Raw genomic sequence first — 19549 nt, 5'->3', positions numbered from 1 at the left:
GCCGAGGTCGTTATCCTGACGTTCGGACCTCAGCGAGGGCCGATCGCCGTCAAGGGGTTGGCCAGCCAAATGCCGGCATTGATGTGTTCCGTCGTCCGAGGTGGACGTTGACTGTCAGGGTAGCAAATCGCGAGGCCAGGCGCTCCTCGATATTTGGTCTAGGGGACGCTTCGCGGTCTGAGTTGCGTACCTCAGATTTTGAGGGCAACATGACGTCATGTCCAGAGGTGTTTCGCGCATAACCCTGCAAGACGTCGCCCGCGAGGCCGGCGTTTCGCTGGCGACAGCCGACCGCGTGCTCAACGGCCGCGCCGGCGTGCGCGGCATCACGGCCGAGCGGGTGAAGCTGGCGGTGGCGCGCCTGGGCTACCGCCCCAATCTGGCGGCGGCGCGGCTAGCGCGCGGAGAAACCTACCGTTTCTGCTTCGTGCTGCCGGCCGGCCCCAACGTGTTCATGCGCATGCTCGGCGAGCAGGTGACCAACACGGCCAGCTGGCTCGCCGCCAACAACGCCGATATCGACACGCTGCGTGTCGACGTGTTCGCCCCCGAGACCCTGGCGACCGCGCTTGAGGGGTTGATCGGTCATTATGATGGGGTCGCGGTCGTCGCCCTCGATCATCCGCGCGTGCGGGCGGCGATAGACGACCTCGTCGCCTCGGGCGTGACGGTGGTGACGCTGGTGTCGGATGTGCCGTCCTCGCACCGGCTGCATTACGTCGGCATCGACAACATCGCCGCCGGCCGCACCGCCGCCACCCTGCTCGGCCGCTTCGCCGGCGGGCGCCGCGGCTCCATCGGCCTCATCGTCGGCACGCCGGCGCTGCGCGACCATGCGGAGCGGCAATTCGGCTTCACCCAGGTGCTGGCCGGCGAATACGCGGCGCTGAAGGTGCTGCCGGCGCGCGAGAGCCTCGACGAGGACGAGCGCAACGAGGCCATCGTCACGCGGATGCTGCGCGACGTGCCGGACCTCATCGGGCTCTACAATGTCGGCGCCGGCAATCGCGGCATCGCGGCAGCGATCTCGGCGGCCAACCGCGCCGGCGACCTCATCTTCATCGGCCACGACCTCACCGACGACACGCGGCGCTTCCTGCTGCGCGGGGTGATGGATGCGGTGATCAACCAGGATGCCGGGCACCAGTCGCGCTCGGCCGCCCGGGTCCTGCTGGCCCATTGTGCCGGCGAGCCTCTTCTGAACGAGCAGGAACGTATCCGCATCGACATCTTCGTGCGGGACAACCTGCCGTGACTCTTCCTCTCCGTTTTGCCGAAAGGGTGTGAGGCATGTATCTCGGCCTCGATATTGGAACGTCCGCCATCAAGGCGGTGCTGGTCGACGACGCGCAGAGCGTCATCGCGACGGCGGAGACGCCGCTGGCGATCTCCCGTCCGCAGCCCGGCTTCAGCGAACAGAGCCCCGAGGATTGGTGGCAGGCGACGCTCGCCAGCATCGACAAGCTGAAGACCGAGCAGCCGCAGGCGCTGTCCGCCGTGCGCGGCATCGGCCTTTCCGGCCAGATGCACGGGGCGGTGCTGCTCGATGCCTTTGGCAAGGTGCTGCGCCCCGCCATATTGTGGAATGACGGGCGCTCCGCCGCCGAATGCCGCGAACTGGAAGAGCGTTTTCCGGCGCTGCACCAGGTGGCCGGCAATCTCGCCTTTCCCGGCTTCACCGCCCCCAAGCTGATGTGGGTGCGCAAGCACGAGCCGGACCTGTTCGCCCGCATGGCCAAGGTGCTGCTGCCCAAGGCCTATGTCGGCTTCCGCCTCACCGGCGAGATGGTCGACGAAATGTCGGACGCCTCCGGCACGCTATGGCTTGATGTCGGCCGGCGCGACTGGTCGGACGAGGCGCTGGCGGCCACCGACATGTCGCGTGAAAACATGCCGCGCCTGGTCGAGGGCAGCGCGGCGGCCGGGCGCATCAAGCCCGAGCTGGCGGCGCGCTGGGGCATGGAGAATCCCCCGGTTCTCGCCGGCGGCGCGGGCGACAATGCCGCTGGCGCCATAGGCCTCGGGGCGATCGGCGCCAATGACGCCTTCGTCTCGCTCGGCACCTCGGGCGTGCTGTGGGCGACGACCGACCGCTACGCGCCGAACCCGGAATCCAGCGTCCACGCCTTCTGCCACGCCGTTCCCGCCACCTGGCACCAGATGGGGGTGATCCTGTCCGCCGCCTCGGCGCTGGGCTGGTGGGCGAATGTGACGAAGGAGGCGCCGGGCGAGCTGCTGGCACCGCTGGGGGATGCGCCCAAGGCGCCCTCGCGCGCCACCTTCCTGCCTTATCTCTCCGGCGAGCGCACGCCGCATAACGACACCGCGATCCGCGCCTCGTTCGTCGGCATGGACCACGACACCGGCCGGGAGGAGCTGACTCAGGCGGTGATCGAGGGCGTTTCCTTTGCCTTCAAGGACTGCCTCGATGCGCTTTCCGCCGCCGGCACCCGGCTGACCCAGGCGGACGTCATCGGCGGCGGCTCGCGCTCGCGCTTCTGGACGGCGGTGCTGGCCAGCGTGCTGGGCATCCCGCTCAACCGCGTCGAGGACGGCGAGAGGGGCGGGGCGTTCGGCGCCGCGCGGCTCGCCCGCATGGCGGCGACCGGGGAAAGCCCGGCCGACATCTGCCTGCCGCCGCGCCGCATCGAAACCATCGAACCCGATCCGGCCCTGCAACGGGCCTATGCCGAACGACACGCGCTCTACCGGGCGCTGTACCCCGCGCTCAAGGGAGTGAACTCATGACGACCCGCTTCTTCTCCTTCACCGCGCCGCTGAAATATGTCGGCCCGGAAAGCCGCGATCCCTTCGCCTACCACTGGTACGACAAGGACCGGGTGGTGCTGGGCAAGCGCATGGAAGACCATTTGCGCTTCGCCGTCGCCTATTGGCACAGCTTCACCTGGCCGGGCGGCGACCCCTTCGGCGGCGAGACCTTCCTGCGCTCGTGGATGCACGGCGCGGATGAGATGGCGCTGGCCCGCGCCAAGGCGGACGTGGCGTTCGAGCTGTTCGACATTCTCGATGTGCCGTTCTTCGCCTTCCATGACCGCGACATCGCTCCCGAGGGCAAGACGCTGGCGGAATCGAACGCCAATGTGCGGGCGATCGCCGACATCTTCGCCAGGAAGATGGAGACCTCGAAGACCAAGCTGCTCTGGGCCACCGCCAACCTGTTCTCCAACCGCCGCTTCATGTCCGGCGCGGCAACCAATCCCGACCCGGACGTGTTCGCCTATTCCGCCGCGCAGGTGAAGAACGTGCTGGAAGTGACGCACGAGCTGGGCGGCCAGAACTACGTGCTGTGGGGCGGCCGCGAGGGCTATGAGACGCTGCTCAACACCGATCTGAAGCGCGAACTCGACCAGATGGGCCGCTTCCTCAACCTGGTGGTCGAGCACAAGCACAAGATCGGCTTCAAGGGCACGATCCTCATCGAGCCGAAGCCGCAGGAGCCGACCAAGCACCAGTATGATTTCGACGTCTCCACCGTGTACGGCCTGTTGTGCCGGGCCGGGCTGGAGAAGGAAGTGAAGGTCAATATCGAGGCGAACCACGCCACGCTGGCCGGCCACAGCTTTGAGCACGAGATCGCCATGGCGTCGGCGCTCGGCATCTTCGGCTCCATCGACATGAACAAGGGCGACGCCCAGTCCGGCTGGGACACCGACCAGTTCCCGACCAATGTCGAGGACACGGCGCTGGCCATGTACGAGATCCTGCGGGCGGGCGGCTACACCACCGGCGGCACCAATTTCGACGCCAAGGTGCGGCGCCAGTCGATCGAGGCGGACGACCTCGTGATTGCCCATGCGAGCGCGATGGATGTGTGCGCGCGCGCCCTGCTGATCGCCGCCGACATGATCGAGGACGGCGCGCTGCAGAAGGCGGTCGACGAGCGTTATGCCGGCTGGGACGCGCCCGCCAACAAGGCGATGCTCGCGGCCGACAGCTCGCTGGACGCCATCGCCGCCCGCGCCGCGAAGGAAGGGCTGGACCCGCAGCCGCGTTCCGGGCGGCAGGAGCGGCTGGAGGCTCTGGTCAGCACCTATCTGCGCTAGCGCCAAAAAATCCTCTGCGCCGGCCGGAGCCTCCTAGGTCCGCCGGCGCAGATTTCATCACACTGTGATTGACTTGACGTCATTTCCCTCGTTCGATCCATGCTAGGGAGCGACCCGTGACTCGGCGGCCCGCCTTGGCGCGCCACGCCTTCAGAGGGGAAGTGACGATATGCGTGTTCGTATGATGGGAGCCGGCCTGATGGCAGCGGCGCTGGCCGCGACCTTCGCGCTCCCCCTTGCCACCGCCGAGGCCCAGATGCGGCCGGCCGCCGGCATGGGCAACCAGATCGTCGACGTGCCGGAAAAGCCCGGCTACGTGCCTTCGGCCGACGAAGAGCAGCTCGACCCGGCTTTCCGCCGGCAGCCGGTGTATTTCCGCACCAACGAGCCGCCGGGCACCATCATCGTCCACACCAATGAGCGGTTCCTGTATCTGGTGCTCGGCGACAACCGGGCGCTGCGCTATGGCATCGGCGTCGGCCGCGACGGCTTCCAGTGGGCCGGGATGCAGAAGGTCAGCCGCAAGTCGGAATGGCCGGACTGGACCCCGCCGCCGGAAATGATCCAGCGCCAGCCCTATCTGCCGCGCTTCATGGCCGGCGGGCCGGGCAACCCGATGGGCGCTGCCGCGCTGTATCTCGGCTCCACCGTCTACCGCATCCATGGTACCAACATGCCGAACACCATCGGCATGGCGATCTCGTCAGGCTGCTTCCGCCTCGTCAATTCCGACGTGCAGGATCTCTATAATCGTGTCCCGGTGGGGACGAAGGTGGTCATCCGTCAGGCGCCGGAACTCTAGCGCACGCACCGATCGGATCGGCTCGATCTGGTCGGTTTGCGCGTTGAGCGCCACGGGCTTTCGATCGGATCTGGGGGATACATGAACAAAATCGCAACCGCGCTGGCCGCCGCCGGCGTTCTTCTCACGGCGGGCGTCGCCCAGGCAAACACGCTTTCGGACGTGAAGGCGCGCGGCACGCTGAAGTGCGGCGTCAGCCAGGGCCTCGCCGGCTTCTCGGCCAAGGACGACAAGGGGCAGTGGGCCGGCTTCGACGTCGATCTCTGCAAGGCGGTGGCGGCGGCGATCTTCGACGATGCGTCGAAGGTCGAGTATGTGCCGCTTTCGGCCGATGCGCGTTTCCCGGCGCTGCAGAAGGGCGACGTCGACCTGCTCTCGCGCAATTCAACCTGGACCATGCAGCGCGAGGCCGATCTCGGCCTGCTGTTCGCGGCGGTCTCCTATTATGACGGCCAGGGCTTCATGGTGCCGGCGGCCAAGAGCGTGATGGGCGCGCTCGAACTCGGCGGCTCCAAGGTCTGCACCCAGAGCGGCACCACCAGCGTGCTGAACGCCACGGATTACTTCCGGCAGAACAAGATGGAGCTGGAGCTGATCCAGCTGCCGACCGTCGACGAGGTCGTGAAGGCCTATGCCGACGGCAAGTGCGACGTGCTCACCACCGACGTGTCGCAGCTCTATGCCCTGCGCCTCAAGCTCTCCAAGCCGGCCGACCATGTCGTGCTGCCCGACGTGATCTCCAAGGAGCCGCTCGGCCCAGTGGTGCGGCAGGGCGACGACAACTGGCTCAACGTGGTGAAGTGGAGCTATTACGCGCTGGTGAACGCCGAGGAGCTCGGCATCGGCACGGCGACGCTCGATCAGGCGATGCAGTCCGACAAGCCGGACGTGAAGCGCTTCGTCGGCTCCGACGGCGCCTATGGCGAGAAGCTCGGCCTGACCAAGGACTGGGCGACCCGCATCGTGAAGAGCGTCGGCAATTACGGCGAGGTGTTCGAGCGCAATGTCGGGGCGCAGTCGCCGCTGGGCATTCCGCGCGGCATCAACCAGCTGTGGAGCGCCGGCGGCATCCAGTACGCGCCGCCGATCCGCTGAGGCGCGTAGACCACCGATGATCGTCATGGCCCGGCTTGACCCGGCCATCCACATTTGGTGCTCACAAGTCGTGTATCCCCGGGCCGAGCCCGGGGATGACGACGAGTTCTTCGCTACTCCCCCCGCCACGCTGCCGGGCGTTTGGCGAGGAACGACTCCACCCCCTCGCGGAAATCGGCGCTGCCATAGATCTCGCGCACGAGGTCGGTATCCGGCGCGTGCGGGTCGGTGGCGAGGCGGGCCAGCATCTGCTTGGTGACGCGCAAAGTGAGCGGCGCATTGCCGGCGAGGCGGGCGCATAAACCCTCCAGCGCCGCGTCGATCGCTTCCGGCGTATGGACCGTGACATAGCCGGTCGGCATCTCCTCGGCCGTCGGCATTTCCGCCGCCAGCAGCATGCGCCGGACCATGCTGACCCCCAGCGTGGTGACGAGGCGCTGTACGTTCGCGGCAGACAGGCAATTTCCCAGCGTGCGGGCGATCGGCACGCCGAAGCGCGCGCCTGATGTGGCGAGGCGGAAATCGCAGGCATTGGCGATGGCCATGCCGCCGCCCGCCGCCCAGCCCTCCACCACGGCGACCGTGGGCACGGGCACCTGTTCCAGCAGGCTCACATAGTGATCGACCTTCGCCTCATAGGCGATGCCGTCCTCGCCTGAAGCAAAGGCGCGGAACTGCTCGATATCGGTGCCGGCAACGAACGCCTTCCCGCCGGCGCCGCGCAGCACCGCGACGCGAATGGAGGGATCGTCCGCGATCTGTGCGCAGGCCTGCGCCATTTCCTCATACATGCGCCAGGTCATGGCGTTGCGGGCGGAGGGGCGGTCGAAGACGAGGCGCGCTACGGCGCCGTCGCGCGTGAAATGGACAGTACCCTGGTCCGGAGCCGGCGCGGCGGACTCAGCGTGCGGGGCGGCGTTCATGGCGCGAAGGCTCCACGCGCTGCGAGGCTCTCAACGGCGGCGGCGTCCAGGCCGATCTCGCCCAGCACCTCATCCGTGTGCTGGCCGAGCAGCGGGGGATGGCGGGTGACCCGCTGCGGCGTGCCGGTGAGCTTCACCGCGAAGCCGATATTGGAGACCGTGCCCTCATTGGGGTGGTCGATGTCCATGCGCATCTGCCGGTGCCGGCCGTGCGCGCTCTCGAACGCCTCGGGGTAGCTGTACATGGTGCCTGCGGGGATGCCGACGGCGAGCAGGCTTTCCACCCATTCATCCGAGGTGCGGGTAATGAAGCTCTTCTCCAACTCCTCAATCAGCACCTCGCGGTGGGCGAGGCGGTCGGGGTTGGTCCTGAAGCGCGGGTCGTCCACCAGCTCGGCGCGGCCGAGCGTTTCGCAGAGCTGCAGCCAGAGCTTCTGGTTGGTGGCGCCCATGACGAAATAGCCGTCCTTCGACTTCACCGCCTGATAGGGCGCGCTCATGCGGTTGGCGGTGCCGAGCGGAATGGGCTCGGTGCCGCGCCCCCAATATTCCGAGATGTCCCACACCGAGAAGGCCAGCGCCGCCTCGAACAGCGAGGCGTCGATATACTGGCCCTCGCCAGTGTTCTTAGCGCCGATATAGGCGCCGAGCACGGCATAGGTGGCGAACAGGCCGCAGCCGATATCGGCCACCGGCACGCCCGCTTTCACCGGCGGGCCGCCCGGATGGCCGGTGACGCTCATCACGCCGGACATGGCCTGCGCCATCAGATCAAAGCCGGGGCGCCCGGCCCAGGGGCCGGTCTGCCCGAAGCCGGAAATCGACGCGTAGACGAGGCGCGCATTGTATCTCTGCACCGTCTCATAATCGCATTTCAGCTTCTTCATCACGCCCGGCCGGTAGTTCTCGACCAGAATGTCGGCGGTCTTCACCAGCTCGTAGAAAGCCTCGCGCCCGGCCTCGCTTTTCAGATTGAGGACCACCGACCGCTTGTTGCGGTTCATGTTGAGGAAGCCCATGCTGTCGGGCCCCTTCATCTTGAAGCCCATGGCGCCGCGCGTCTGGTCGCCGGTGCCGGGCGGCTCGATCTTGATGACGTCGGCGCCGAGATCGCCCAGCAGCATGCAGCTATAGGGGCCGGCCATCACCTGGCTGACATCCAGCACCCGCACGCCGGCCAGAGGAAGCGGGCGAGCGGCTCCGGCCGCGCGCTGCGGCGCGAGGGCGTTGCCGGCCTGATCCATGACTTCGCTCATCGGTCTTCCTCTCTGCGGCGGCTTTGGGTGAATGCACAATCGATAACTACGGATTGCCCCGATGCTTCCTGCCCGGGGCCAGCCGGGTTCAGGCCGGCTGGATGGCGGGCAAAGGCGGGGAAGCCGCCTCGGCGGCGGCGTTCGCCATGCTGCGCGCGATGAACGCCCGAGCGATGCCGGCGGTGGTGCCCATGACATGGCGCTCCATGAGATCGGCGAGGCGCGGGGCGTCTCTCGCCTCCAGCGCCTCGATCATCGCCTTGTGCTCGTCCACTGCCGTCTCCCAATGTTCGCGGTTCTTGCGCACGACGAAGCGGCAGGCATGGATGCGGGTGAGAATTTGCTGGTAGTAGGCGGAGAGCGTCGCATTGCCGGCGATCTCGAAGAAGGCTTCGTGGATCAGCCGGTTGTGGCGCAAATATTCCGCCTCCTCGTCGCGCTCGAAATGCACCATCATCTGCTCGTGCAGCGCGCGCATGCGGGCGATGTCGTCGTCGGAGGCGCGAGCACAGGCGAGCCGTCCGGCGAGCCGCTCCAGCGAGGCCATGATCGGAAACAGCTCCTCGATCTGCTCCTCGGTGATGCGGGCGACGATGGCGCCTCGGTGCGGCAGAATCTGCAGCACGCCCTCGGCCGCCAGCACCTTCAGCGCCTCGCGGATCGGCGTGCGGGAGACGCCGAAGCGCTCGCAGAGCTGCTCTTCCGGCACCTTCTCCCCCGGTCGTAACTCGCCCTGCAGGATCATCTCGCGCAGCGGCGCCACAAGCGATTCATGCAGGGAATGGCGGATGATGGGGGACGACGGCATGGCGTTCCTCGCCGGCTTGGCGCGCCGGGGCCGTTGGGGGGAACACACCGTGAGAGGGCGCCCCGCGACATGGACCGGCGCACCCTAGATCAAGACAGTGATCGCATCAATAATTATGGATGCACTTTACCCAACCGGTCCTCGGCGGGCTGGCCGGCGTCACCCGGGGAGGGCAGCGGATGCATCCGCGCGGCAGTTGAGCCGCCGAAGCCCGGCCAAGCCCAGTGTCGTGAAAAAGCTCAGGCAACCTTGCGCGGTGCGGGGCCGCCCGTGCCTTCGTCGGCGCTGCGGCTGTCGAAGGCGGATTGGGCAGCGGCGATGTGCGCAAGGTTTAGCTCCGCCCATTTGCCCAGCGCCATTACCGGTTCGCGCAGCGAATGGCCGAGCGGGGTCAGCTCATAGTCGACACGCGGCGGAATGGTGGGGAAAACCGTGCGCGACACCAGGCCATCGCGCTCCAGCCCGCGCAGGGTGAGGGTGAGCATGCGTTGGGAGATGCCATCGATCATGCGCTTCATCTCGTTGAAGCGGCGGGGCCCGCCGGACAGCAGCATGACGATCAGCACGCTCCATTTGTCGCCGATGCGGGCGAGCACGCGGCCGACCCCGAGGCAGCCTGCGGTATGGAAATGCGGGTGTTCCTCGGTCACGTGCCTGTGCCTCAGTATGAAGAATGTGCGTTCTTGCGGGACATGGGGGTGGGTACGTAATTAGTCCAGGTCACAAATCGTAACCGGATTATCACGGGTCCAACCATGTCCAGCAAGACGCTTCTGCATCTCGATTCCTCCATTCTCGGCGATCATTCGGTAAGCCGGCAGGTCAGTGCGGCCATCGTGGCGCGGCTGACCCAGGCTGACCCGGCGCTGCGGGTGGTCTATCGCGACCTTGCCGCCGATCCGCTGCCCCACGCGACGCCGGCCAGCATGCCGGCCGAGCACCCGCTTTCCGGCGGCAAGGGCGAGGCGCAGAGCCAGCAGGCGCTCGACGACTTCCTCGCCGCCGACATCGTGGTGATCGGCGCGCCCATGTATAATTTCTCGGTGCCCACCCAGTTGCGCGCATGGATCGACCGCGTTCTCGTGCCGGGCAAGACCTTCGCCTATGGCGAAGGCGGCAAGGTGATCGGGCTGGCGGCCGGCAAGCGGGTGATCGTGGCGCTGGCGCGCGGAGGAATCTATGCCGACCCGGCTTTCGCCGCCGTGGCCGAGCACGCGGAAACTTATCTGCGCTGGGTCTTCGGCTTTGTCGGTGTCCAGCCGGAATTCATCATCGCCGAAGGCATCGCGGCGGGCCAGCGCGAGCCGGCGCTGGAAGGCGCGCTGAAGAGCGCGGGCGAACTGAAGGCGGCGTAAGGGGCGGGAGAGCGAGGCCAAGGGGGCCGCGCTTCACGCATCATCCCGGCGGACGGCGAAGCCGCAGAGCCGGGATCGCGCACTCACATGAACACGATCCCGGACTGGTTTGGCCGTCCGGGATGCCGTGGCACTGCGAGGCGCGGCGGCGGGCCTATTCGGCGGCGCGGCCGAGATCGTCGAGCGATTCATGCACCATCGCCGCCTTGTGGCGCAGGTGCAGCTTGAGGATGTTGCCGAGCCGCACGCCGTCGCGGGCTCGCAGCGCCGCCATCATCTCCTCATGGTCCTCCACTGCCTCGCGCCAGCGGTCGCTGGACTTCTGCGCGACGAAGCGCACGGCGTGGATGCGGACCATCAGCGTCTGGTAGAGCTGGGTGAGGGCGTTGTTGCCGGCGATGTCGAAGAACGCCTCGTGGATGCGCCGGTTGAGCCTGAGATAGGCGGCCGGGTCGCTGGCCCGGTAATGCACCAGCATTTCGTCATGCATGGATTGCACGTGGGCGACGTCGGCATCGGTGGCACGGCCACAGGCGGCCTCGCCGGCCAGCGCTTCCATGGCGCCCATGATGGGGAAGAGTTCGTCCACCTCGCCGGGCGAGACCCGGGCGACGCTGGCGCCGCGATTGGGCGAGAGGATCACCAGCCCCTCATTGGCGAGCACCTTCAGCGCCTCGCGCAGCGGGGTGCGCGACACGCCGAAGCGCTGGCAAAGCGCCTGTTCGGAAATCTTGTCGCCGGCCTTCAGGTCGCCGCGCATCAGCATGTCGCGCAGCTGGGCCGCCAGCTCGTCATGCAGGCTGCGCCGGGGAATGATGGCCGTGTCCGACATCGCCATAAGGCGAAACTCCGAATCGTCGCGCGGGGCGGCGCGGCAGGTGATGGCTCCCGATACCCTTAAATCGCTCCGGCCGGCCGTTTTCGCAAGCCGGCCGGAGATTTTGGCTCACGCGGCGGCTTGAAGCGTGCCGCGGGCGCAATCGGCGAGGTAGTCCATCGCCACCTGCGCGCCGCCCTTCTTGTGCGGGACGCCGGCCACCGACAGGCCCATCTCGACGCCCGAAAGCGCGCCGAGAAGGGTGAGGTCATTGGTGTCGCCGAGATGGCCGATGCGGAACACCCGGCCCGAGAGCTTGGTGAGGCCGGTGCCGAGCGACATGTCGAAATGGTTCAGCGTCTTCTCGCGAAAGGCGTCCGCGTCATGGCCTTCCGGCATCACGACGGCGGTAAGCGAGGACGAATAGTATTTCGGATCGCGGCACAGCACTTCCAGCCCCCAGGCGCGCACGGCGCGGCGGGTCGCCTCGGCATGGCGGTCATGGCGCGCGAAGACGTTGTCCAGCCCTTCCTCGTGCAGCATGTCGATGGCTTCGGCGAGGCCATAGAGCAGGTTGGTGCCGGGCGTGTAGGGAAAGAAGCCCTTCTCGTTATGGGGGATCATTTCCTCCCACGACCAGAACAGCTTGGGGGTGGTGGAGGCCTTGGCCGCCGCGAGCGCCTTGTCGGAAATGGCGTTGAAGGACAGGCCGGGCGGCAGCATCAGGCCCTTCTGCGAGCCGGAGACGGTGACGTCGACGCCCCATTCGTCATGGCGGAAGTCGATCGAGGCCAGCGACGAGATGGTGTCGACAAGCAGCAGCGCCGGATGGCCGGCCGCATCGATCGCCTTGCGGACCTCGGGGATCAGCGAGATGCAGCCGGTTGAGGTCTCGTTATGAACGACGCAGACCGCCTTGATCTCGTGGTTCTTGTCCTCGCGCAGGCGAGCCTCGATGGCGTCGGCATCAGCACCGATGCGCCAGTCGGATTCGATGAAAATCGGGTGCAGGCCGAGCTTGATGGCCATGTTCTTCCACAGCGTAGCGAAATGGCCGGTCTCGAACATCAGCACCTTGTTGCCCGGGGAGAGCACGTTGGCGAGCGCGGCTTCCCACGCACCGGTGCCGGAGGCGGGGTAGATGATAACCGGGTTAGAGGTCTTGAAGACGCCCTTCATGCCTTCCAGAACGCGCTTGCCGAGCTTCTGGAACTCGGGGCCGCGGTGGTCGATGGTCGGCATGTCCATCGCGCGCAGGATGCGGTCGGGCACCGGGGTCGGCCCCGGAATCTGCAGGAAATGACGACCCGCGACCCGGGCGGCATTGGTAGACATGTCTCTTCACTCCCTTAGGTCGGCGCCATGACGCGCCTTCGCCTGGACGCAAGGCCGGCCACACGCACCGGCGCCTTCCATCTTGCATAAATGAATTATGAATGCAAAATGCGTTTAAGTCCATGGGGAGCGCGGATCGATCCCCCGGCGGCGACGAGGGAGTGAAGGCATCATGGCGGCACGGCTGACGCCCGGTCTGGAGCGGCGTCTAAAGGCGGAAGTTTCGGGAGATGTGTGGTTCGACCGCTTCAATCGCGGGCGCTACGCCACTGACGCCTCGTTTTACCAGATCATGCCGCTGGGCGTCGTGGTGCCGCGCACGACGGAGGAGGCGGAGCGCGCCATCGCGCTGGCGCGTGCCGAGGGCATCCCAGTCACGCCGCGCGGGGGCGGCACCTCGCAATGCGGGCAGACGATCAACGAATCGCTGGTCATTGACGGGTCGAAGCACCTCAATCGCATACTCGAACTCGATGTCGCGAACCGGCGTTGCGTGGTCGAGCCGGGCATTGTTCTGGACGATCTCAACCGGGCGCTGAAGACGCACGGGCTGTGGTTTCCCGTGGACGTCTCCACCGCCAGCCGCGCCACCATCGGCGGCATGGCCGGCAATAATAGCTGCGGCGGGCGCTCGCTGCGCTACGGCACCATGCGCGACAATGTGCTTTCCATCGACGCCATGCTTGCCGATGGCGCCAAGGCGCATTTCGGGCCGGTGGACCACAACCTTTCCAGCCTGCCTGAGGGGTCGCCGCTGGGCCCGCTCGCCCGCGACCTGCTGGACCTCGGCGCCCGCGAGGCGACCGAGGTGGCGGCGCGCTTCCCCGCCGTACAGCGCCGCGTCGGCGGTTATAATCTCGACGCGCTGTTGCCGAATGCGCGCGGCACCAACCTCGCCCATATCCTCGTCGGCTCCGAGGGCACGCTGGCCTATTCGACGCGGGTCGAGCTCAAGCTGTGGCCGCTGATCGGCAAGAAGGTTATCGGCGCCTGCCATTTCGGCAGCTTCTACGAGGCGATGAACGCCGCCCAGCATCTGGTGAAGCTCAAGCCCATCGCGGTCGAGCTGGTCGATGCGACCCTGCTGGCGCTCGCCGGCGAGATTCCGATGTTCCAGGCGACGCTGAAGCAGTTCGTGCGCGGCACGCCGGACGCGATCCTCCTCGTGGAGTTCGCCGAGGACGAGGCGGAGAACGAGCACCGGCTGAAGCTGCTGGAAGACACGATGGGCGATCTCGGTTTCGGCTGGGACCGCGACGGCGCCCGCTGGGGCGGCGTGGTGAGCGTGCGCGAGGCGGGGCTTCAGACGGCCATCGCCGACGTGCGCACCTCCGGCCTCAACATCATGATGTCGATGAAGCAGGCGGGCAAACCCGTCTCCTTCGTCGAGGACTGCGCCGTGCCGCTGGCGCACCTGGCCGACTATACGGCGCGGCTGACCGAGGTGTTCGAGCGCAACGGCACGCGGGGTACCTGGTACGCCCACGCCTCCGAGGGGTGCTTGCATGTGCGTCCGGTGCTGAATTTGCGGCTGGAGAAGGACGTGAAGGCGATGCGCGCCATCGCCGAGGAAGCCTTCGCCATGGTGCGGGACTATAAGGGCTCGCATTCCGGCGAGCATGGCGATGGCATCGTGCGCTCGGAATTTCACGAACCGATGTTCGGCTCCCGTATCGTCCACGCCTTCGAGGAGGTGAAGGACCGCTTCGACCCCGGCGGGCTCTACAATCCCGGCAAGATCGTCCGCGCGCCGAAATTCGACGACCGCACGCTCTTCCGCTACGCGCCGGACTATAAGGTGGCGCCGATCGCAGCGGCGCTCGACTGGTCCGGCTATTCCGGCGAGGGCGGCGGCCTGCAGGGCGCCATCGAGATGTGCAACAATAACGGCGCCTGCCGCAAGGCGGTGGGCGGCGTGATGTGCCCGAGCTACCGCGTCACCCGCGATGAGAAGGATGTGACGCGCGGGCGCGCCAACACGCTGCGCCTCGCGCTTTCCGGCCGGCTGGGCCCCGACGCGCTTGCCTCCGACGAGATGATGGAGACGCTGAAGCTCTGCGTCTCCTGCAAGGGCTGTCGGCGCGAATGCCCCACCGGCGTCGACATGGCCAAGATGAAGATCGAGGCGCTGGCGGCGCGGGCCAAGGCCAAGGGCATCACCCTGCATCAGCGCCTCGTCGCCTATTTGCCCCGCTATGCCGGCTTCGCCGCGAAGGTGCCGTGGCTGCTGAACCTGCGCGACACGCTGCCGGGGGCGGCGCGGCTGTCGGAACGCCTCGCCCAGTTCAGCGCCCGCCGCTCGCTGCCGCGCTGGCGGGCGGACGCCTTCCGCGAGGACGCCGTCGCCTTCGGTCCCGAGGAGGGGCGCGAGGTGGTGCTGTTCGCCGACACGTTCAACCGCTGGTTCGAGAAGGAGAACGTCGTCGCCGCGCTCGAGGTGCTGACCGCTGCGGGCTACCGGGTGCACATGCCGCGCCCGGTCGATGGCAACAAGCGCGCCCTGTGCTGCGGGCGCACCTTCCTCTCCGCCGGGCTGGTGGATGAGGCCAAGGCCGAGGCGCAGCGGGTGGTGGAGACCTACGCCCCCTTCGTCGCGCGCGGCGTGCCGGTGGTAGGGCTGGAGCCGAGCTGCCTGCTGGCCTTCCGCGACGAACTGCCCGCCATGCTGCCGGGGGAGGGGACGCAGACGCTTTCCGCCCATGCGCTGCTGATCGAGGAGTTCATCGCCCGCGAGATCGACGCCGGGCGGTTTGACCTGCCGCTGGCGCCGGTGGCCGAGAAGGCCCTGCTGCACGGGCACTGCCACCAGAAATCCTTCGGCGCGATGGGTGCGGTGGAGAAGGCGCTGCGCCTGGTGCCGGGGCTGCGGGTCGAGACGGTGGAATCGAGCTGCTGCGGCATGGCCGGCGCCTTTGGCTACCACACGGAGACCATCGATACCTCGCTCGCCATGGCCGAATTGTCGCTGCTGCCGGCGGTGCGCAAGGCGGAAGCCGGAACGCTCGTAGTGGCCGACGGCACCTCGTGCCGCCACCAGATCCATGACGGCGCCGACCGCGACGCGGTGCACGTGATCCAGGTTCTCGCGCAAAGCCTCGCGGCAGCGCGGGCCGATGCCCCGGCGCGGCGCCTGGTGGCGGCAGAATAGGGAGGCCGAAAAGTTCGCTTGCCTAACGTTCCGTCATTTGCATTATGAATGCATAACTCAAAAAATAATTGGAAGCGCTTCGGACGTCCGAGCCAATCGGGCGCCATCACAAGAGAGGAAACGTCGCCATGCTGGAGAGCTCTGTCTCTAAACGTGCGGCCGTGCTCACGGCCTGCTTGTCCGGGCTTGCCCTGATCGGCCCCCTGGCTTCGTCGGCCCTTGCCGCCTGGCAGCCGACCAAGCCCATCGAGATCATCGTCCCCGCCGGCGCCGGCGGCGCCTCCGACCAGATGGCGCGCATGATGCAGGCGGCCATTCAGAACAATAAGCTCTCCCCCACCCCCATCATCGTGACGCTGAAGGGCGGCGCCAATGGTGGCGAGGGCCTGATGGACATGCAGGCCAGCGCCGGCGACCCCTACAAGATGGTCATTTCCAACTCGGCCATCTACACACTGCCGCTGGCCAACAAGCTGCCCTTCGACTGGCGCAAGCTCACGCCCATCAGCATCCTCGCCTTCGACAATTTCGTGCTGTGGGTGCCCTCCGAGGCGCCCTATGGCAGCGCGCAGGACCTGGTCGCGGCGATGAAGAAGGAGCAGCCCGGCGCGCTCAAGATGGGCGGCACCGGCTCGAAGCGCGAGGATCATATCCTCACGGCGGCGGTGGAGCGTATCTCCGGCGTCAAGTTCAGCTACATCCCCTACAAGTCGGGCGGCGAGGCGGCGACGCAGCTTGTCGGCAACCACATCCAGGTCAACGTCAACAACCCGTCCGAGAACGTCGCCGTGTGGCGCGCCGGGCAGGTGAAGGCGCTGTGCGTGTTCGACAACGAGCCCATGAACTACGAAGCCAAAGTCACGACCGACAAGTCGTGGAAGGACATCCCGACCTGCAAGTCGCAGGGCATCGATTTCCAGTGGATCATGCTGCGCGGCGTCTTCCTGCCGGCCAATGTGGGCCCCGACCAGGTGGCCTTCTACCAGGAGATGCTCGGCAAGCTCGTCGAGACCAAGGAATTCAAGGAATACCTTGAGAAGCAGGCGCTGAAGCCCAGCGACCTGAAGGGCGCCGACATGGTCAAGTTCCTCGAGACGGACGAGGCCCTCTACAAGGACCTCATGACCCAGTCCGGCTTCGTCGCCAACTAAGGCGAAACCTGCGTGCCGGCTTTTGCGAGAGCGCCGGCACGCGCGCGCCCGGTCGATGACGCACGGGCCGGCTCGCCAATTCTTCTGGAGATTACCGATGTCCAATGACCCGAACGCGGAAGTCGATTCCGCATTGGTATCGACGCGCAGCGTCGAAGTCGTGGTTATGGCGCTGCTGCTCTGCGTGGCGATTTTCCTGGGCTGGGACAATTGGCGCATCGGCGCGGGCTGGGCCCCCGATGGACCGCAGGCGGGCTATTTCCCCTTCTACCTCTCCGTGCTGCTGGGCGGCGCGAGCCTGTTCGGGATTTTTTCGGCGCTGCGCAGTGCCGAACTGCGCGACGAGATCTTTGTCGGTCGATCGGCCTTCGGGCGCGTGCTGCGTGTCTTCATCCCGACGGTTCTTTTCGTCCTTCTCGTCCAGTTGCTGGGACTTTACTTCTCAAGCTTCATCTTCATTTCGGCGTTCATGGTGTTTATCGGGAAACTTTCCATCTGGAAGTCGATGCTCACCGGGCTGATCTTCTCCGCGCTCATGTTCTACATCTTCGATGTTCAGTTCAACGTTTTGATGCCCAAGGGTCCGCTCGAAGCGGCATTCGGTTTCTGAGGAGGCCCTGATGGAAGCACTCGAGTCACTGTTCCACGGCTTCGGCGTATTGCTGACCTTCCACAACATGGCGCTGATGCTGATCGGCATCTGCCTCGGCATCCTGGTCGGCGTGCTGCCGGGCCTTGGCGGACCGAACGGCGTCGCCATCCTGCTGCCGCTCACCTTCACCATGGACCCCACCTCGGCCATCGTGCTGCTGTCGTGCATCTATTGGGGCGCGCTGTTCGGCGGGGCGATCACCTCGATCCTGTTCAACATTCCCGGCGAGGCCTGGTCGGTGGCGACCACCTTCGACGGCTACCCCATGGCGCAGAAAGGGCAAGCCGCCGAGGCATTGACCGCCGCCTTCTCGGCGTCGTTCGTCGGCTCCATCGTCGCGGTGATGCTCATCACCTTCCTGGCGCCATGGATCGCGAACTTCGCCATCCGCTTCGGGCCGCCCGAATTCTTCGCGGTGTATTTTCTCACCTTCTGTTCGTTCGTCGGCCTCGGCAAGGAAGCTCGCCACAAGATCATCATCTCGCTCACCGCCGGCTTCCTGCTGGCAGCGGTGGGAATGGACACGGTATCCGGCGAACTGCGCATGACGTTCGGCTCCATCGAGATGCTGCGCGGCTTCGACTTCCTGGTGGCGGTGATCGGACTGTTCGGCATCTCCGAAATCATGCTGGCGATGGAGGAGCATCTCGCCTTCAAGGGGCAGGAGGCCAAGATCCGCCTCAAGGTGGTGTGGCAGACCTGGCTAACCCTGCCGCGCTATTGGGTGACGCTGCTGCGCTCGTCGGCCATCGGCTGCTGGCTGGGCGTGACACCGGGCGGGGCGATTGCCGCCTCCTTCATGGGCTATAATCTGGCCAAGCGCTTTTCACGGGACGGCGCGAGCTTCGGCAAGGGCAAGATCGAGGGCGTGCTTGCGCCCGAGACCGCCGCGCACGCCGCCGGCACCGCTGCGCTGCTGCCCATGCTGGCGCTCGGCATTCCCGGCTCCGGCACCGCTGCGGTGCTGCTGGGTGGCCTGATGGTGTGGGGCCTGCAGCCGGGCCCGCTGCTGTTCGTCGAGCAGAAGGACTTCGTGTGGGGCCTCATCGCCTCGATGTATCTCGGCAATATCGCCGGGTTGATCATCGTGCTGGCCACGGTGCCGCTGTTCGCCGCGGTGCTGCGCATCCCGTTCGCGACCATCGCGCCGATGATCATCGTCTCCTGCGCGATCGGCGCCTTCGCGGTGCAGAACGCCATGTTCGACATCTGGCTGATGCTCGGCTTCGGCATTGTCGGCTATGTGTTCAAGAAGACCGGCATCCCGCTGGCACCGATGACCCTTGCGCTTGTGCTGGGTGACAAGGCGGAGGACGCCTTCCGACAGTCCATGATCGGGCTCGACGGCGGGATCGGCATCTTCTGGTCCAACAAGCTGGTCGGCACCATCACCACCCTGGCCTTGATCATGCTGTTCTGGCCGCTTATCGGGAAGCTGATCGACGTGATCCGCGGCCCGGGGCGTTCAGCGCCGGGCGCGGCCAGCAACGAAGGCACCCGCCCATGACACTCAGCCTCGACGCCGCCCAGACCATCCTTTCCACCGCGCTCGGCCATTGCCGGGCCGGCAACTTCAAGCCGATGGCGATCGTTGTGCTCGACGCGCGCGGCGCGGTGAAGGTGTCGGCGGCGGAGGACGGCACCAGCCTCAAGCGCTTCGAGGTCGCCCATGGCAAGGCCTATGGCGCTCTCTCGCTGGGCATGGGCTCGCGCTCGATCTTCAAGCGGGCGAAGGAGCAGGCCTTCTTCGTCGCCTCGGTCACCGCGGTGGTCGGCGGCGCGCTCGTGCCTGTGCCGGGCGGGGTTCTGATCCGCGACGCCGCCGGCGAGGTGATCGGCGCCGTCGGCATCTCCGGCGACACGTCGGAAAATGACGAGGCCGCAGCGGGTGCGGGCATTGCGGCAGTTGGATTCACCGCCGATCCCGGCGCCGACTGACGACGGCGTGCTGCAATTTAATACCGGCCAACAGGGGGCGCGCGGGAACACCGCGCGCCTTTTGGCGTTATGGCATCCGAGGGCCTTGCTGCGGCCATTCTGAACGTTCGTTCAGAAATCTGCCCTGTCTGGGAGAGATTTCGTTCAGCGAGTATTCATCGGCAGATCGTTATCACTTGGATCACGGTCGATATAACGGAGTAGT

17 protein-coding genes are annotated in these 19549 nt (G+C 66.6%); 11 read left to right on the top strand and 6 right to left on the bottom strand.

Annotated features, from left to right (window positions below; genetic code table 11):
* The first annotated feature begins 217 nt into the window (after positions 1-217).
* From ACQY76_RS22120 to ACQY76_RS22100, 5 genes are all read left to right on the top strand, one after another.
* The gene (locus ACQY76_RS22120) at positions 218-1255 is read left to right on the top strand and encodes a LacI family DNA-binding transcriptional regulator (RefSeq protein WP_428030832.1); all 1038 of its coding nucleotides are present in this window, start codon (positions 218-220) and stop codon (positions 1253-1255) included.
* A 35-nt stretch (positions 1256-1290) separates the two neighbouring features.
* A complete protein-coding gene (gene xylB / locus ACQY76_RS22115) occupies positions 1291-2748 on the top strand; it encodes a xylulokinase (protein ID WP_428030831.1) in 1458 nt (485 codons plus the stop codon).
* Positions 2745-4064 (top strand): xylose isomerase, encoded by a 1320-nt coding sequence (gene xylA / locus ACQY76_RS22110; protein ID WP_428030830.1) that lies wholly within the window; start codon positions 2745-2747, stop codon positions 4062-4064. The genes xylB and xylA overlap by 4 nt, the downstream gene beginning before the upstream one ends.
* 169 nt (positions 4065-4233) lie before the next feature.
* Positions 4234-4866 (top strand): L,D-transpeptidase, encoded by a 633-nt coding sequence (locus ACQY76_RS22105; RefSeq protein WP_428030829.1) that lies wholly within the window; start codon positions 4234-4236, stop codon positions 4864-4866.
* Positions 4867-4947: 81 nt separating this feature from the next.
* Entirely contained in the window at positions 4948-5961 is a 1014-nt protein-coding gene (locus ACQY76_RS22100) for an amino acid ABC transporter substrate-binding protein (RefSeq protein ID WP_428030828.1), read from the top strand.
* A 113-nt stretch (positions 5962-6074) separates the two neighbouring features.
* Here ACQY76_RS22100 and ACQY76_RS22095 read toward each other — a convergent pair whose 3' ends face one another.
* The 4 genes from ACQY76_RS22095 to ACQY76_RS22080 all read right to left on the bottom strand — a co-directional run bounded on the left by ACQY76_RS22095 (position 6075) and on the right by ACQY76_RS22080 (position 9598).
* Complete coding sequence (locus tag ACQY76_RS22095; protein ID WP_428030827.1) at positions 6075-6884, bottom strand: enoyl-CoA hydratase/isomerase family protein; 810 nt, start codon at positions 6882-6884, stop codon at positions 6075-6077.
* On the bottom strand, positions 6881-8140 hold the full coding sequence (locus ACQY76_RS22090) for a CaiB/BaiF CoA transferase family protein (protein WP_428030826.1): 1260 nt from the start codon (positions 8138-8140) through the stop codon (positions 6881-6883). The genes ACQY76_RS22095 and ACQY76_RS22090 overlap by 4 nt, the downstream gene beginning before the upstream one ends.
* Before the next feature lie 88 nt (positions 8141-8228).
* Positions 8229-8948: a GntR family transcriptional regulator gene (locus ACQY76_RS22085; RefSeq protein WP_428030825.1), complete on the bottom strand. Its 720-nt coding sequence runs from the start codon at positions 8946-8948 to the stop codon at positions 8229-8231.
* A gap of 239 nt (positions 8949-9187) precedes the next feature.
* Positions 9188-9598 carry a winged helix-turn-helix transcriptional regulator gene (locus ACQY76_RS22080; protein WP_428030824.1) on the bottom strand — a complete coding sequence of 137 codons (411 nt, stop codon included), beginning with the start codon at positions 9596-9598 and terminating at the stop codon, positions 9188-9190.
* A 105-nt stretch (positions 9599-9703) separates the two neighbouring features.
* Between ACQY76_RS22080 and ACQY76_RS22075 the strand changes: the two genes are divergently transcribed.
* Positions 9704-10303: an FMN-dependent NADH-azoreductase gene (locus ACQY76_RS22075; protein WP_428030823.1), complete on the top strand. Its 600-nt coding sequence runs from the start codon at positions 9704-9706 to the stop codon at positions 10301-10303.
* A 154-nt stretch (positions 10304-10457) separates the two neighbouring features.
* On the opposite strand, the gene ACQY76_RS22070 is transcribed toward ACQY76_RS22075, so the two are convergent.
* Both ACQY76_RS22070 and ACQY76_RS22065 read right to left on the bottom strand, forming a co-directional pair.
* Positions 10458-11141 (bottom strand): GntR family transcriptional regulator, encoded by a 684-nt coding sequence (locus tag ACQY76_RS22070; RefSeq protein WP_428030822.1) that lies wholly within the window; start codon positions 11139-11141, stop codon positions 10458-10460.
* A 108-nt stretch (positions 11142-11249) separates the two neighbouring features.
* Positions 11250-12455, bottom strand: coding sequence for a pyridoxal-phosphate-dependent aminotransferase family protein (locus tag ACQY76_RS22065; RefSeq protein ID WP_428030821.1), 1206 nt, complete (start codon positions 12453-12455; stop codon positions 11250-11252).
* A gap of 172 nt (positions 12456-12627) precedes the next feature.
* On the opposite strand from ACQY76_RS22065, the gene ACQY76_RS22060 reads away from it, so the two are divergent.
* From ACQY76_RS22060 to ACQY76_RS22040, 5 genes are all read left to right on the top strand, one after another.
* Complete coding sequence (locus ACQY76_RS22060) at positions 12628-15603, top strand: FAD-binding and (Fe-S)-binding domain-containing protein (RefSeq protein ID WP_428030820.1); 2976 nt, start codon at positions 12628-12630, stop codon at positions 15601-15603.
* A gap of 128 nt (positions 15604-15731) precedes the next feature.
* The gene (locus ACQY76_RS22055; RefSeq protein WP_428030819.1) at positions 15732-16754 is read left to right on the top strand and encodes a Bug family tripartite tricarboxylate transporter substrate binding protein; all 1023 of its coding nucleotides are present in this window, start codon (positions 15732-15734) and stop codon (positions 16752-16754) included.
* 97 nt (positions 16755-16851) lie between these two features.
* A complete protein-coding gene (locus ACQY76_RS22050; protein ID WP_428030818.1) occupies positions 16852-17364 on the top strand; it encodes a tripartite tricarboxylate transporter TctB family protein in 513 nt (170 codons plus the stop codon).
* Between the two features lie 10 nt (positions 17365-17374).
* Entirely contained in the window at positions 17375-18913 is a 1539-nt protein-coding gene (locus tag ACQY76_RS22045) for a tripartite tricarboxylate transporter permease (protein WP_428030817.1), read from the top strand.
* Positions 18910-19344, top strand: a complete 435-nt coding sequence (locus ACQY76_RS22040; RefSeq protein WP_428030816.1) for a GlcG/HbpS family heme-binding protein — start codon at positions 18910-18912, stop codon at positions 19342-19344. The genes ACQY76_RS22045 and ACQY76_RS22040 overlap by 4 nt, the downstream gene beginning before the upstream one ends.
* Positions 19345-19549 lie beyond the last annotated feature (205 nt).

This window comes from Ancylobacter sp. (genome assembly GCF_965279025.1).
In the GTDB taxonomy this organism is placed as follows: domain Bacteria; phylum Pseudomonadota; class Alphaproteobacteria; order Rhizobiales; family Xanthobacteraceae; genus Ancylobacter.
Note: the sequence above shows the minus strand (reverse complement) of the source record. Positions and strands in the feature narration are given on the sequence as shown.